At 42.3% G+C, this 14,862-nt stretch carries 17 protein-coding genes; all 17 read right to left on the bottom strand.

Annotated features, from left to right (window positions below; genetic code table 11):
* Nucleotides 1-3: 3 nt before the first annotated feature.
* Entirely contained in the window at nt 4-378 is a 375-nt protein-coding gene (locus B5771_RS14475) for a DUF1987 domain-containing protein (protein WP_088188160.1), read from the bottom strand.
* Between the two features lie 13 nt (nt 379-391).
* The gene (locus B5771_RS14470) at nt 392-937 is read right to left on the bottom strand and encodes a SiaB family protein kinase (RefSeq protein ID WP_140417740.1); all 546 of its coding nucleotides are present in this window, start codon (nt 935-937) and stop codon (nt 392-394) included.
* Nucleotides 938-967: 30 nt separating this feature from the next.
* A complete protein-coding gene (locus B5771_RS14465; RefSeq protein WP_088188158.1) occupies nt 968-2,791 on the bottom strand; it encodes a SpoIIE family protein phosphatase in 1,824 nt (607 codons plus the stop codon).
* Between the two features lie 458 nt (nt 2,792-3,249).
* Complete coding sequence (locus tag B5771_RS14460; RefSeq protein ID WP_088188157.1) at nt 3,250-4,215, bottom strand: MBL fold metallo-hydrolase; 966 nt, start codon at nt 4,213-4,215, stop codon at nt 3,250-3,252.
* A 50-nt stretch (nt 4,216-4,265) separates the two neighbouring features.
* Complete coding sequence (locus B5771_RS14455) at nt 4,266-5,960, bottom strand: M3 family oligoendopeptidase (protein ID WP_088188156.1); 1,695 nt, start codon at nt 5,958-5,960, stop codon at nt 4,266-4,268.
* A gap of 75 nt (nt 5,961-6,035) precedes the next feature.
* Complete coding sequence (locus tag B5771_RS14450; protein WP_172408282.1) at nt 6,036-6,569, bottom strand: GNAT family N-acetyltransferase; 534 nt, start codon at nt 6,567-6,569, stop codon at nt 6,036-6,038.
* Between the two features lie 117 nt (nt 6,570-6,686).
* Nucleotides 6,687-7,145 (bottom strand): thioesterase family protein, encoded by a 459-nt coding sequence (locus B5771_RS14445; protein WP_088188155.1) that lies wholly within the window; start codon nt 7,143-7,145, stop codon nt 6,687-6,689.
* Nucleotides 7,146-7,280: 135 nt separating this feature from the next.
* Nucleotides 7,281-7,946: a CoA pyrophosphatase gene (locus tag B5771_RS14440; RefSeq protein ID WP_088188154.1), complete on the bottom strand. Its 666-nt coding sequence runs from the start codon at nt 7,944-7,946 to the stop codon at nt 7,281-7,283.
* Nucleotides 7,947-8,088: 142 nt separating this feature from the next.
* Nucleotides 8,089-8,376, bottom strand: a complete 288-nt coding sequence (locus B5771_RS14435; RefSeq protein ID WP_088188153.1) for a hypothetical protein — start codon at nt 8,374-8,376, stop codon at nt 8,089-8,091.
* A gap of 164 nt (nt 8,377-8,540) precedes the next feature.
* Nucleotides 8,541-9,212: a bifunctional phosphoribosyl-AMP cyclohydrolase/phosphoribosyl-ATP diphosphatase HisIE gene (gene hisIE, locus B5771_RS14430; RefSeq protein WP_088188152.1), complete on the bottom strand. Its 672-nt coding sequence runs from the start codon at nt 9,210-9,212 to the stop codon at nt 8,541-8,543.
* Between the two features lie 169 nt (nt 9,213-9,381).
* On the bottom strand, nt 9,382-9,636 hold the full coding sequence (locus tag B5771_RS23900) for a hypothetical protein (RefSeq protein WP_140417739.1): 255 nt from the start codon (nt 9,634-9,636) through the stop codon (nt 9,382-9,384).
* Between the two features lie 9 nt (nt 9,637-9,645).
* Nucleotides 9,646-10,410 carry an imidazole glycerol phosphate synthase subunit HisF gene (gene hisF / locus B5771_RS14425; protein WP_088188151.1) on the bottom strand — a complete coding sequence of 255 codons (765 nt, stop codon included), beginning with the start codon at nt 10,408-10,410 and terminating at the stop codon, nt 9,646-9,648.
* Between the two features lies 1 nt (nt 10,411).
* The gene (gene hisA / locus B5771_RS14420) at nt 10,412-11,179 is read right to left on the bottom strand and encodes a 1-(5-phosphoribosyl)-5-[(5-phosphoribosylamino)methylideneamino]imidazole-4-carboxamide isomerase (protein WP_088188150.1); all 768 of its coding nucleotides are present in this window, start codon (nt 11,177-11,179) and stop codon (nt 10,412-10,414) included.
* Nucleotides 11,157-11,786 (bottom strand): imidazole glycerol phosphate synthase subunit HisH, encoded by a 630-nt coding sequence (hisH, locus tag B5771_RS14415; RefSeq protein ID WP_088188149.1) that lies wholly within the window; start codon nt 11,784-11,786, stop codon nt 11,157-11,159. The genes hisA and hisH overlap by 23 nt, the downstream gene beginning before the upstream one ends.
* Nucleotides 11,787-11,818: 32 nt before the next feature.
* Nucleotides 11,819-12,403, bottom strand: coding sequence for an imidazoleglycerol-phosphate dehydratase HisB (hisB, locus tag B5771_RS14410; protein WP_088188148.1), 585 nt, complete (start codon nt 12,401-12,403; stop codon nt 11,819-11,821).
* Between the two features lie 90 nt (nt 12,404-12,493).
* Nucleotides 12,494-13,558 carry a histidinol-phosphate transaminase gene (gene hisC / locus B5771_RS14405; RefSeq protein WP_088188273.1) on the bottom strand — a complete coding sequence of 355 codons (1,065 nt, stop codon included), beginning with the start codon at nt 13,556-13,558 and terminating at the stop codon, nt 12,494-12,496.
* Nucleotides 13,548-14,858, bottom strand: coding sequence for a histidinol dehydrogenase (hisD, locus tag B5771_RS14400; RefSeq protein WP_088188147.1), 1,311 nt, complete (start codon nt 14,856-14,858; stop codon nt 13,548-13,550). Before hisD ends, hisC begins: the two co-directional genes overlap by 11 nt.
* Nucleotides 14,859-14,862: the final 4 nt, after the last annotated feature.

The following is a 14,862-nucleotide window of genomic DNA, read 5'->3' as shown; positions in this document are numbered from 1 at the left end:
CCATTAAACTAGTACTATTTCAAAAGGAAATGTATAGTCCTCTTGGAATTCTTGAGCACATTCCTGCTCATATTCATTTTCCTCATTACAAAACCATTTAAGATCGATGGTTAATCCCTTGTCAAAGGACTCTTCCAGGATATCCAAGAGCATCATTATGCACTTAGAACTGCTGGTATTAATATATGTCAGAGTAAATTCCAGAGAAACAGTCTTCGGATTACTTGCTAAATACTCCTTAACCCACGCTATTATGGGTTTAAAAAAAGCAAAAGGGTCTTCCGGATACGATTGCCCTTTTAAAACCAGCAAGCCCTTGTCTGAATCGAAATCTACAAGGGGAGTACTTTTTGATTCCTTGATGAATAGCCTCTCCATCCTTCTCCAACTCCTAACTATTCACATTGATTTGAAAATAGGATAATTCCTCATTAATCGGATAGCTTTCGTACTCAATAGGTGATTTTGATTTGCGAGCCATATGGATTAGACCTAAGCCTGCACTTCGTTCAGGTTCTTCAAATCCACCGTTTTTCATAACTTCTTTGTAAAGAGTCTTTAAATCTCCTGGTTCAAGAGAATTGAGGTAATCAATTTTTTTTAGGAGAGGCTGCAAGTCATTGTTATCAATAATATTACCGGATGTCACAAAAAAATTTTCCCCGTTTTTTCCTATGGTCACAATACTAGATTCTAGAAATTGATCATAATATTTATGATTCTTTTTCACTTGATTGTAATTTATAATATTTTGAGCCTGTTCGACAAAAATCGAGATTACTCTCATGGGGTTTTGCTTTATTCCTGGACCCTCACTCAAGTGTCCTTTGATAGAATCGCAGAGCTGTTCTACAATGCCCTGGGAGAATTGGCCCGAAAAGCAGATCAAAACACGGTATTCTTCAAGTGATTTTTTTAGCTGTTGAAGGTGAATCATCCCATTTTCCCCTCTTCCCGTAATCATAATTTAAAACTCTATACCAAGAACAGTAATATCATCTCTCTGAGGTTCCTGACCTTGATAAGAAGTGAGTTCGTTTTCCAGCCATTCGCCTTGTTTCGTTATTGGAAGATCCAAGGTGTTAAGAAGGTTGGTTCGGAACCTGCGTTTACTAAAGGAATAATTATGAGGGCCTCCGTTTTGATCAACATAACCGTCTGTTGTCAAATATACTCGGACGCCAGGCCTAAGACTTACTATGGTATCGGAAATTCCATCATTAAAGATTGATTTTATATAACCAATCCCATTCCTATGACCTTCATAAACTGTCATCTGCCCGGAGGATGCTACATACATATTCATTTTAGCTCCCGCAAACAATAGTCTTCCACTGTTTTCATAACTCAAAATAGCAGCATCAAGGCCATCATCTGTTGCATAATCACCTTTTTCCTTGTTAAGAGCATCTTTTAATTGATGATTAAGATCCTTGATCATGTCAGTCGGGCTTATTACTTCGTTTTTAGAAACGATATTACTAAGTATCGAGTTAACTGCCATTGTCATTAAAGCACCTGGTACGCCGTGTCCTGTACAATCACCTACTACCAAAATCCAGCCGATCTTTGTCTCTCTAAGCCAATAGAAATCACCACCGACTAGATCCCTCGGTCGCCAGAGAACAAAGTGACTGCCTAGAATCCTTTGCAGAACTTCCGAAGAAGGCAAAATTGATTCTTGAATTGTTTTGGCATAATAGATACTCTCTGTCATCTTTGAATTTTGTTCACGTAGTTCAGTAGTTCTTTCTTCGATTTCATTTTCTAATTCAAGATTTAGTTGAAGTGTTTTCTTATATGGATTAGCGATTTTAGAAGAAACCGTATAAAAAACGAGAATCAAGAAAATAAGGACTATGACAACACTCACTAAGGTATTGACCATAATGGAATTAAGCAGTCCTAAGGTCTCTGATCGGTTAATTTGAAAGACCAGGATCCAATTACATGATTTTAACTTTTGGTAAACCAGATCCTTTCGTCCATTTTGACCGACATAGCTAACAATCTTCATGGACTCTCCATTGGAAGCATTTTTTAGGATATCAGTAAATATCCCCGCAGGTAGATATTCCGAGAGACGTCCTCCGCTTTGCTCAACGTCATCCGAGATACTTATTTTTCCCGTCGTATCAATAAGCCACAAATTACTCCCATTTCCTATTTTATAATTGCCAAATTCTTTGGAGATATCTTGCAGGTCCACCCCTACCCCAGCAACTCCCGCTGGATCATGAGGATCACCCATCAGGGTATTAATCCACAAATTCGTTTGGTTAAGCACTACGTTATGATCTATGTTTAGGGTAATTTTTCGGCCTGAAGCCAGAGTATCATAAAACCAGCGATCCGAAATATTATCCTTACTCATGGTATCGGTAAGCAAATTAGAATTTGTCCAGTAATGACCTGTCCTCCGATTTGTGAAAAAAACAGTATAATTCAAAGTTTTAGCAACATCAGTCATCTGTTTTATAAACAATTTTTTAAAGTTTTCGTCCGTCTCACCCTCTTGAAACCATTGTATTATTTCGGGATTATCGGCAAGAATTAGGGACGTTTCCTTGGCCCTATCGATTCTATCATCAATTTGAGCCGAAATAGACTTTAAAATATAGACTAGATCTTGTTTCTGCAGTTTCTCGATCATGGCATTTTTTACGATAATATAGCTGGATATGCCTGTAGCCAGTATTGCGATAACAATAATAACACAAGCAAAAATAATGATATTCATAGTCCCTTTATTAATGATTCTTTCATACTTGCCCAATGAAGACGTTTTCATAGCTGATTTTTACCTTTCTTGCTACAGCATTTATCAGAATTCGCCAAATCTACAGGGACTCCTTCCTCTCAAAATAGGATTTAGTCATTTTTATATAATAAAATGATTTTCAGAATATTGATCTACATAAAAGCCTGCCCTTGCACTCGATGCGGAACAGCTTTATCAGTATAACTTTGTTCGTTGAACTTACTTTTAAGATAGACATTTTATTTCCCCTCCTATAGAGATTTTATAATTTAACTATAATCCCACTTCAGACATTTTTTTGTTACCATTGTTCAAAACATCCAGAATCTTGGTTTTAATTTGTTAAGATAACAAGGGGGATATGTAGAAACTTAACCTTAAAAATAAAAAGTGGGTTCAGATAGCGAAAGGCGATCTCGCTTCACTGATATTGTGGAGTGAGATCGCCTTAAATTGAATGATTTCTTTCCGTGTAAGACTCTACTTAGTTATTTAAGCTGATAAAAAAAGGCTTCATCCTCCTCGACACGTTCGACCTTCCCAGTATGTGCCAGATGCTCTAAATGTGACAAAGCTTCCCCTGAAGCAAACCATTTTTGCGGATGAGGAAAGTCCTCCCATTTTTTATAACTTAAATCCCAGTGCATCGAAGCAGCCACTTCGCCGGTTGTCTTTCTCCCTTCACAGAGAATATCGAGAATTTCTCTGAGCCTTTCATCGTGGTGAGCAATAAGTTCTTTAGTCCTTGAACGGTGGTCTCGTATTATTTTACGATGAGCTGTAAATAGATAATCGATATCATACTCGATAACCTTATTGAGGCTTCTCAAATAGGTTGCTAAAATATCCTGTTCGAATCCCCAGAAGGTGATGTTTGGCGTAATCTCATCGAGAACATGATCTCCGCAAAAAAACAGCCTGTGCCTTCGTTCATATAAGCCAATCTGTCCAGGAGTGTGTCCAGGAATATCCACGACTTCTAAACAATAATCTCCAATCTCTAATTTATCTCCTTCAGCTAACGGCGTAAATTCCAGAGGCTCAGTAAGTCTTTTGCCAAACTCTTTACCAAACGCAGAAGCGACATCAGTTTTAAAGCCGAATATTTTGTTAAGAGTCTGAAAGAAAGCATCACGTTTGGAAGTTTGATTAAAAAGATCTCCGTCAACCTTACTGAAATATATGGTATTTACCCCCAGTTTCTTCAGAACGGGCGCTAAACCTGAGTGATCAGTATGCATATGAGTAATGAATAGATCGGTCTTGCTCAGGTCAACCTCCAATTCATTGAGGCCTTCCAACAAGGCGGTCTGACATTCTAAGGTGTTAAAACCTGTATCTATAACTAGATTTCTTGTATCCGAAAGCAGAATATAACTATTTATGGCCCTCAAGGGATTTTTGGGTAGAGGGATTTCATTTTTGTAAATCCCGGGATAAACTTCTGTAATCAAGCCCAAAGCCTCCAATTAAAAATTTTTCTTTAATTCCATGGACGAGACTCTTATAACTGGCTATCATCAACGTTATCAAGCCATGTTTCAATGGCTTGGATAACACCTTGGACACATCCGTTTGCAAAAGGTGACACCAAATCTGCTTCTTTGACTAAACTTAAAAAGGATTGACTGCCGCCCAAGCGACATAATTTCAAGTAATCTTGCCAAGCAGATTCTCGGCTTTCCCTCGACTTTTTCCAGAACTGGAAAGCGCATATTTGAGCTAAGGTATAATCAATATAATAAAAAGGAGCACTAAATATATGACTTTGCTGATGCCAATATCCGCCTTGTTCTAAGTATTCGTTGCCATCATAATTACGATGGGGGAGATATTTCTTTTCGATTTGCCGCCAAGCGCTTTTTCTCTCTTGCATTGTTGCTTCAGGTTTGGAATAAATAAAATGCTGAAACTCATCCACCGTTACTCCATAAGGGATAAAAAGGAGTGCCTCACTCAAATGAGTAAATCGGTATTTGTCTGCCGCTTCTTTAAAGAACAACTCCATCCATGGCCAGGCAAAAAACTCCATGCTCATGGAATGGATTTCACACGATTCATAGGTTGGCCACTGATATTCAGGTAAGGAAAAATTTTGGCTGCAATAAACTTGAAAGGCATGACCTGCCTCATGGGTTAAAACGTCAACATCTCCAGAGGTTCCATTGAAATTAGAAAAAATAAAAGGAGAGCGATATTCACTAATAAATGTGCAGTAACCGCCTCCGGCTTTGCCCTTTTTACTTACCAGATCCATTAACTCATGGTCAGTCATAAACGTAAAGAATTCATCCGTTTCTGATGACAGTTCCTTATACATTTTTCGCCCATTGTCCAGAATCCATTCCGGGGCACCCTGCGGTTTAGCGTTTCCCTTAGGGAAATTAATCTTTTCGTCATAATACATAAGAACATCTAAACCAAGTCGCTTCCGCTGCCTTTCCCGAAGCTTTGTTGCAGCGGGAACAATTTCCTCAGCAACTTGTCGTCGGAAATTAGCCACCATTTCCGGGTTGTAATCTGAGCGTAACATTCGGGCATAGCCAAGCTCAATATAATTCTCATAGCCAAGTTTTCGGGCAATCGTAGTCCTGATTTTAACCAGCTCATCATAAATTCTATCTAATGTTTCTTCATGTTCGGCAAAAAAAGCATAGCGAGCTTCATTAGCCCTTTTTCTCATCGACCGATCTGCCGACTGTTGGAAGGGACCAAGACCGGGTAAGTTACGCTCTTCACCCTCAAACATGATGCTCGCTGAGGCAATCAGCTTTGTGTACTCAGTAACTAATCTATTCTCAATCTGTAATTCCTCAATGATTTCCGGTTTAAACGTCCTCAACGTCAACTCAGCAATGGTAAACAGTTGTTTCCCCCACTTATCTTCTAATGAACTGCGGAAGGAAGAGTTCACTAAAGCCTGATAAAATTCTGAGATTAGCCCTTCGTAGACCGGCATCGTTTCATCGAAATACTCTTGTTCCTTTTCATAATATGTATCCGTCGTATCAATGGTATGTCGAATTGAGGCCAACTGCGACATTGACTCAAATTCACTGCGTAACGTGTTAATTTCACCCATCACTGCATCTTGCTCGTTTAAACTCGCTGCTTGTTTAAACTTCTCCAACAAAGACGAGAACTTAGGTTTAATAATCTCAAGGTCAGGGCGATGGTATTTATAATCTTTAAATTTCATAATTGCTTCACCTTCCCTTAATTAGTGCTTTGTCTATTCTATTTTTGGTCATAAATGAACCATTTAATTCTCGAGTCATTCATCAACTCTTGATTTTGACTCTGAAAAGTTTTCTGCCAATTTGTCCAGTGCTTCATCACAAACTCTGTAGACAGTCCATTCATCCATTGGAACCGCCCCTAGCTGCTTATAGAACTCTATTGAAGGCTTATTCCAGTCCAGACACCACCATTCTAAACGTCCGCATCGACGCTCAACAGCTAATTGGGCAAGGAAGGAAAGAATTATCTTTCCCAATCCCTTGCCGCGCATTTCCGGCTTAACGTATAGATCCTCCAAATATATTCCAGGCTTCCCCAGAAACGTAGAAAAGTTATGAAAAAATAAAGCAAAACCTACCGGCTGATTTTTGTATTCCCCAATAATCACCTCAGCCATCTTGCGTTGGAACAATGATTCCTTTAAGTCTTCCTCCGTTGCCGCTACTGATGAGAGCATTTTTTCGTACTCCGCCAGTTCCCTAATAAAACTCAAAATCTGTGGCACATCATCTATTTCAGCAAATCTTAATCTAAAATCATTCAATCTCGTAGTTATTAATTGCGGCATATCTTATCTCCAATCCATTTTCAATCCTTCATAAGGTTCCCAACGATATAAGGGACTTCCAGTGATGTTGTTTTAAGCCACCCACTTCTATAAGTGGGTGTTGGTCCTTCGTTAACTTCAGGTGGGGTGGAGGCCTCCTTCGCCGCTAAGTAAGTCCTTTTTTTCCAATTCCGCAATCCGTTTTCTGATTATGGGAGGTATTTCTGCCTTCTTTGATGCATTATAATCATACATGACAATAACCCCTTCACCGGAAGCGGCAACTCCAATTTTTTCACTGACAATCAGGTATTCCATGACAAAACTTGACTTACTCATTGATGTTGTCTTAGCTCCAACAATGATTTGATCAGGATATTGCAATGGTTTCAGGTACTTACATGTTGTCTGAGCTAGGATAGGACCAAGGTCTGTCTCAACTTTCATATCCATTAAGCCGATTTCTTGCAAATACTGAATTCGGGCTGTTTCAAAATATCTTAAATAATAGACATTATTGATATGCCCATAAGCATCCATCTCACTCCAAGCAATCGGTATCGTTATACGAACGGGGAAATCTGATAAATCCTCCATTCTGCAAACACCTCCTAAAATCTTATTGTCAGCTATAGTTAAGAATCATCATAGACTTTACGAAACTAATATTTTGAATTCTCTAAAAGATATACCATTCCTGCTTTAGTGAAGTATTTTTACCTTCTAGCGAGCTCAAATTCCCTTAATCTTTCTCACCACATCCCGGATCAGCCGAGCGGTAATCCCCCAAATAGCTGCGTCACCTACCTTATAGACAAAAATATTGCTTTTTACATTTCCCCACGGCTTATGGTAGCGCTCCGGAAGACCAAGTTCCTTGGCAGGAAATGTTACCACTTCTTCACCCGCCTGATTAAAGTGAGAAGGATGAACTTCAAGGACTACTTGATACACCTCAGGTTCATTATTTTCAAAATACGAAACAGGAACTGTAAAAATCCGCTCAACCTCAGAGAAATTTATCCTTAAGTCCTCTATGTCCTCTACATCAAGAATTCCTAAAAATGCATCCACACTTGTTCCAGTCGTGGAAATCACGGTATCCAAAGGCCCAATAACTTTGATCTGGTCAGCAGTAATACCCAGTTCTTCTTCGGTTTCTCGAATTGCCGTTTCCTGAAAGCTTTTATCCTTCTCTGCATCAAATTTACCCCCAGGAAAACAAATCTCGCCGGCCTGTCTAATCGAAGCCGCTCTCTTCTCGAAGATAAAATGGTACTGACCATTTACTAACATCAATAATACCAAAACAGCAGAATTAAAATATTCGTCTTTTCCATTAATTCCCGCTGTTAATGGCAGCTTTTTTGCCAACTTTTCCAACTCAAATTCATCCATATTTTCAACTCCTTATCTAACAACATAGCTTATTGCTCCAGCAAAGTTAACTAAAGTAAATATTATAAGAATAAGGCCAGAAGCATTGCCTCTAGCCCTATTTTCCTTACTTTTTAAATAAACTTCTTTTAAAACTCAACAACTACAATCGTTCATACTCGCCCTTATCATTAAGATACTGAATATCAAAGCAACCATAGTATTCTCCATACATATCAAAAGGATCAAAGCCGCTTTTTTTGGTATTATCATCGGAATACCCCATAAAATAAACTACCTCATCGACATCTCGCATGCGAAATTTATACTGAGGTCCCGCTTCAAATTGTTTGATCAATTTCTCAAATTCTTCCGTCCCTTTTTTGGCATCAGAACTAAAATACTCAACAAATTTCTTATTTTCGACACAGTCTTCTGTAATCTTAAACACAACAGCCACCTACACTTTTTCTTCAAGTATTAGGTCAATTTTTTTTGCATGATTTGCGAGTTCTTTGGCGTTTTCATTTTACTATATAATACTACATTATTCTCTAAATCCCAATCCCTAAATAATCTTTCATTGTTGTACTCCGCTTTATCTTTAGAATGAGTTCACTTTCGTCTCTTGTAAAGCTCCTTGCTGATCTCTTCAACACTAACCCCGCGCTCTTCCAGCATTACCAAAACATGATAAAACAAATCTGAAACCTCATAACGAATCTCATCCGGGCTCGCATTCTTAGCCGCAATAATTACCTCAGCACATTCTTCCCCGACTTTTTTTAGAATTTTATCAATCCCTTTTTCGAAGAGGTATGTGGTATACGCACCTTCCGGCCGTTCAAGATTTCGCGCATGAATTACCTCTGTCAATAATTCCAAGGTTCTTCCCAAAGGCACATCGGGTTTTACTTCAGGTTCCCCAACCTTCTTAAAGCCACCCTTTTCCAAATCATAGTGAAAGCAGGAAAAATAATTCTCATGACACGCCATCCCTGTCTGTCTTACCGTCAAAAGCAGAGCATCTTGATCACAATCGAATTTAATATCCACGACTTCTTGAAAATGTCCCGAAGTTTCCCCTTTCAACCAGAGAGCTTGCCTGCTCCTGCTATAATAACAAGCCTTTCTCTCCTTCAACGTCCTTCTCAAGGATTCCTCATTCATATAGGCAAGCATAAGAACTTCTTTTGTCTCCACATCTTGAGCGATCGCAGGCACAAGCCCTTGAGCATCCCAACGAATTCCTGATAAATCGAGAAGTTCCGTTTGATTTTCTTCCATTTCACATCTCTACCTTCCAATTTTAGGTTGTGTCAGGGGTAGGTTGTGTCAGGGGGACGGTCCTTCTGACACGCTTGCACCCTTGTGACGTACCCTATGTGTAAAAAGTGTGTTAAAAGGACCGTCCCTGCGACACATGCCCGTTTGTGTAGATCCAGACGGCGCACATTTATGTGCCGTCTCCCAAGCAACCGTTCCCCCGTCCCCAGACCAGGGACGCAGTGTGACAACAACCCGGCGTCTTTACGTAAGCAGTCAGCAAACTCCGTGAAAGCGACCGACCCCAGATACGGGGCAGTGAACAGGGATGTTCACTGCCGCCATAGCGCCATGGACGGCGCTTATGGCGGGAACCCCGCTCCCCAAAGCCAGTCGCTTGAACGGCTAGTTTGCTCTGCGAGCGTAGGACAGAGGGCTGTGTCACACAAGTTCCCTACCCAAGTCCCCTCACTAAAATTCCCCGTTCCGCCAAATACCTTTTTGCCTCGTTGATGCTGTATTCTTTGTAATGAAAAATAGAAGCCGCTAAGACAGCATCAGCCTCTCCCAAAGTAAGCCCCTCAGCCAAATGTTCCAGAGTTCCCACACCGCCGCTGGCAATTACAGGAAGAGAAACTGCTCTGCTGACGGCTCTTGTCAAGTCTAACTCATAACCGGCCTTTGTTCCATCCCGGTCCATGGAAGTTAAAAGGATTTCCCCGGCGCCAAGTTTCTCGGCTTCCTCGGCCCACTCTAAAACGTCCTTGCCCGTTGGTGTTCTTCCCCCGTGAATGTATACTTCCCATTTTCCCGGAGCAGTGCTGCGGGCATCAATAGCAACAACAATACACTGGCTTCCAAAAGCATAGGCGCCCTCTTCGATTAATCTGGGATTCTGAACAGCAGAGGTATTCAAGGATACTTTATCCGCTCCGGCCCGCAGCATCTTGCGTATATCCTCAATAGTCCGCAGCCCGCCTCCGATGGTAAAAGGAATGAAAACTTCTTCAGCCGTTCGCCGGACAACGTCCACCATAGTCTCTCTTTTGTCAGAGGAAGCCGTAATATCCAGAAAAACCAGCTCATCTGCTCCTTCTTGATCATAGAGAGCGGCAAGCTCCACCGGATCACCGGCATCCCTTAATTGCACAAAATTAGTTCCTTTAACAACACGTCCGTCATGAACATCTAAACAGGGAATAATTCGTTTGCTTAACATTTTATTCCCCCCTGCTTTCCGTAATTTTTATCTGCGGCTTATAAGTTGCTGCCTCTAAAGCTTCTTTCAAAGAAAAAGCACCGCTATAGAGAGCCTTTCCCGTTATTGCCCCCTCAATAGTAACTCCTCTTAAGTGTTCGGCCTGTAGACGCCGTACATCCTCTAAGGTTGAAATCCCCCCTGAAGCAATAATGTTAATGCCTGTCTCTTGAGCCAAACGAACCGTGCTTTCAATGTTGGGCCCGCTAAGCATTCCATCCCGGGCAATATCTGTAAAAACAATATGTTTAACCCCTACATCCTTCATGGCTTGTGCCAACTCAACAGCGTACATCTCTGTGGCTTCGGCCCAACCCTGTACGGCAACTCGTCCCCCTAAGGCATCAATTCCTACAATGATGCGTTCACCATAGCGGCGGGCAGCCTCAGCAACCAGTTCCGGATCTTTAACAGCAATAGTCCCTAAAATTACCCGTTCAACTCCTAACTCTAAAAGTTCGGTAATTCGTTCCATCGTACGTATGCCGCCACCAACTTGTACCTTCAGGGAGACACTCCCGACAATCTTCCGAATCACTTCATCATTGACCGGTTTGCCGCTAAATGCCCCGTTTAAATCAACGACATGCAAGTGGGACGCGCTTTGACCTTCGAAATTCTTAGCCACCCCTACAGGGTCATCAGCGTAAACTGTGGAATCTTCCATACGTCCCTGCAATAAGCGCACAGCTTTTCCCTCTTTAAGATCAATCGCCGGAAAGAGCAGCATACTCGTTCACCAACTTTCCAAAATTAGTCAGTAACTGAAGCCCCCAAGGGCTAGACTTTTCCGGGTGGAACTGGGCTCCCCAAACATTATCTTTGCCTACAATAGCCGGAAAGACAACTCCGTAATCGCTTGTACCAAGAATATTCTTTGAATTCTCGGGCAGAGCATAATACGAATGGACAAAATAAAAGAACGATTCATTCGGAATTCCTTCTACTAAACGTGAAGGTTGAAGAAAACTCACACTGTTCCAGCCCATATGAGGGATTTTTCTTCCCGTCGGAAATTTTATCACCCGTCCAGACAAGAGCCCTAAACCAGCGTGTTCGCCATATTCTTCCCCAACCTCAAAAAGCACCTGCATCCCAAGACAAATTCCCAAGAACGGGCGGCCGGAACGGGCAAACTCGATGATCGGCTCGATCCACTCCCCGCGCTTCAATGCATTCATAGCATCGGCAAAGGCTCCTACTCCCGGCAGGATAACACCATCAACGTTCTGCAAATCTTGCGGGGCAGTCATGATCATGGCTTCAAAGCCTACTTTTTCCAACGCCTTTTCCACACTTCTCAAGTTTCCCCGTCCATAATCCACAATCCCTATCATTTCAAACCTCCTGGAACGCGATTTGGGTCTCTCTAGAGAACCCCTTTTGTTGAAAGGATCCCACTAAAGCGTGGATTTTCACGTAAAGCCAAACCTAGGGCTCTCCCTACACCTTTAAATACTGCTTCAAGGATATGATGAAGATTTTTTCCGGAAATTTGCCGGATATGCAGCGTTAAGCCACTATGTACAGCGAAAGCCCTAAAAAACTCCTCTGCCATTTCAAAGGGAAACTGGCCGACTGTTCCTTCAGAAGCCCTTATATCCCATACTAAGTAAGGCCTGTTGGAGAGATCAAGAGCAACCTGAACCAAAGCCTCGTCCATGGGAAGAAGTGTCTCACCAATCCGTTCAATCCCCGCCTTGCTGCCGCTGGCTTCTTTTAAAGCCTGCCCCAGTACGATTCCGCAATCTTCGATAGTGTGGTGGGCATCCACTTCCAAATCTCCAACGGCTTTCATTCCAAGATCAAAATAAGCAAATCTGGCGAAGGCTGTGAGCATATGATCAAAGAAACCTATCCCTGTCTCTATCTGAGACTCTCCCGCCCCATCCAGGTTCAAACGGACGCGAATCTCAGTTTCTTTTGTTTTTCGTTCAATATACGCTTCCCTCATAATGTTCTCCTCTCGAAGTTCCAGGTTAAACATGACCTATAATTTTATTAACAACTTTTATTTTATTTCTCAAGCCTCTTACCCTGCAACTTAGAAACGTTTAATTTCTGCAATGGCCTTTAACAATTCCACATTTTCTTCAGGCAAACCGGCACTGATGCGCAAACACCTGCCAAGGACCGGAAGTTCCCCCATATTGCGCACAAGAAAACCCCTCTGTAAAAGTTCCTGAGTCCAACGGTCAGCATCCTCTGGTTTAAAAAGGATAAAATTAGCCTTTGTCGGATATACCTTAACCCCGGGAACTGCCGACAATCCCTGATAGAGTTTTTGTGTTTCCGACTTAATGCTCTGAATCTGCTTTTGATATTCTGTAAGATATTGTAAAGCAAGAATCCCGGCTTTCTGGCTGAGAGAGTTGACGTTAAAGGGTGCCCGGACACGATTTACTAAGTCTATTGTTCCAGGTTGACCGAGCAAGTAACCTAAACGAAGGCCAGCCATGCCAAAAGCCTTGGAGAAGGTCCTCAAAATTACTAAGTTCTGGAAATTTGCCAGTTCCGGAATCAAAGTTTCCCCTGAAAACTCAGCGTAAGCTTCATCAACCACCACAATTTTGCCGCTTTCCTTGACAAGCCTCAGTATGTCCTGGCGTGGGAACAAAGAACCTGTCGGATTGTTCGGATTACAAATAATCAGCACATGAACATCGGGAGACTGAGCCGCTTGTAACATTTTCTCCACATCTAAATAGAGGCCCTCAAGCAGAGGAACTTCTAAAACCGCTGTACTTGTCAAACGAGCAGCGATTTGATACATGCTGAAGGTCGGCGGATGAATGACTAATGATTTTCCGCCCCCTCCGAAGGTCAGAAGGAGGAGCTGGATTAATTCGTCAGAACCATTGCCAACCAGGATTCCCTCGGGAGATAGCTGGACATACTCAGCGATAGCCTGTTTCAGATCTTGTGCCATTCCGTCGGGATAACGGTTAAAAGGTATGTTAGCCGCAAATAATTTTTCCCGCATCCCTTCCGGCCAGGGAAAAGGGTTCTCATTGGCATCAAGAGTAATACACTGGGGCATATGATTCGCTTTATAAGGAATAAGCTTCCTCACTTCCGGACGCAAAAGTTCCTCGATTTCATTTATCATCATTCCCATTGGATTGTTCTCCTTCCTTAACTCGAACTTCAACAGCTCTGGCATGGGCTTCCAAACCCTCACGGCGGGCAAGCAGAGCTATCTGTTGAGCATCTCGTTTAAGAGCTTCCTCCGAGTAGCCGATAACACTTACCTTTTTCATGAAGGTATCAACATTGAGGGGAGAATAAAATCTGGCCGTTCCGCCGGTGGGTAATACATGATTAGGCCCAGCAAAATAATCTCCTACCGGTTCCGGGGAATACCTGCCCAAAAAGACGGCCCCGACATTTTTGACCCGTCCTAACCAAGAGTAAGGATCTTTGACCACCAGTTCAAAATGCTCAGGAGCAATTTCGTTCGCTAAAACCATACCTTCACTCAGATCATTAACCAAGATGGCCGCACCATAGGTTTCCCAGGATGCACGGGCGATCTCTCTGCGCGGTAATTCATCCAGCTGTCTCTCTACCTCTTTCACAGTCTCTTCAAGAAGATTCCGTGAAGGCGATACTAAAATTGCGGAAGCAAGACGGTCATGCTCGGCCTGGGACAACAGGTCGGCAGCCAGCTCTTCTGCATTCCCGCTTTCATCAGCTAATATCAGTATTTCACTGGGTCCCGCCAGCATATCAATATCCACACAGCCAAAGACCTGTTTTTTAGCTAATGTTACATAAATATTACCCGGTCCGGTAATTTTATCAACCCGTAAAATGCTCTCTGTGCCGTAGGCCAGAGCAGCGATTCCTTGAGCCCCCCCGACTTTATAGATTTCAGTCACCCCGGCCTCAGCGGCTGCCACTAATACCTCGGGTAACAGCGAACCATCCGGACGAGGCGGACTGACCATTACAATTTCTTTAACACCCGCAACGACCGCCGGCAACGCATTCATCAAGACAGACGATGGATACGAGGCTGTGCCGCCGGGCACATAAATCCCAACTCGCTGGAGAGGAAGCAGGAGCTGTCCTAAAATACTCCCATCGGATTCCGGGTCCAGCCAGGAAACTCGCTTCTGTTTCTCATGGTAGCCCAGGATGTTCCCCTTTGCCCTGCGCAAAGCCTGGATAAAATCGTCACCGACTTCTTGATAAGCTCCTTGAAGTTCCTCTTCGGTAACCTTTAACCCCTTTTGACGCAAATTGACGCGATCAAATTTCTCCGTCATCTCATAGAGTGCCTCATCTCCCTTTTCATGAACGCGCTCTAAAATCTCGGCAACACGTTGTTCAAGGGCCTTATCATCTCCATAAGATTTTCGTGTGAGACGTTTTAAATCAATATCCTTTAAGTTCTCAACTTTCATGTCC

The sequence above is a fragment of the Desulfosporosinus sp. FKA genome, assembly GCF_002196785.1.
In the GTDB taxonomy this organism is placed as follows: Bacteria; Bacillota; Desulfitobacteriia; order Desulfitobacteriales; family Desulfitobacteriaceae; genus Desulfosporosinus; species Desulfosporosinus acididurans.
The sequence above is the reverse complement of the archived record's forward strand: the minus strand, read 5'-3'. Positions and strand labels throughout refer to the sequence as shown.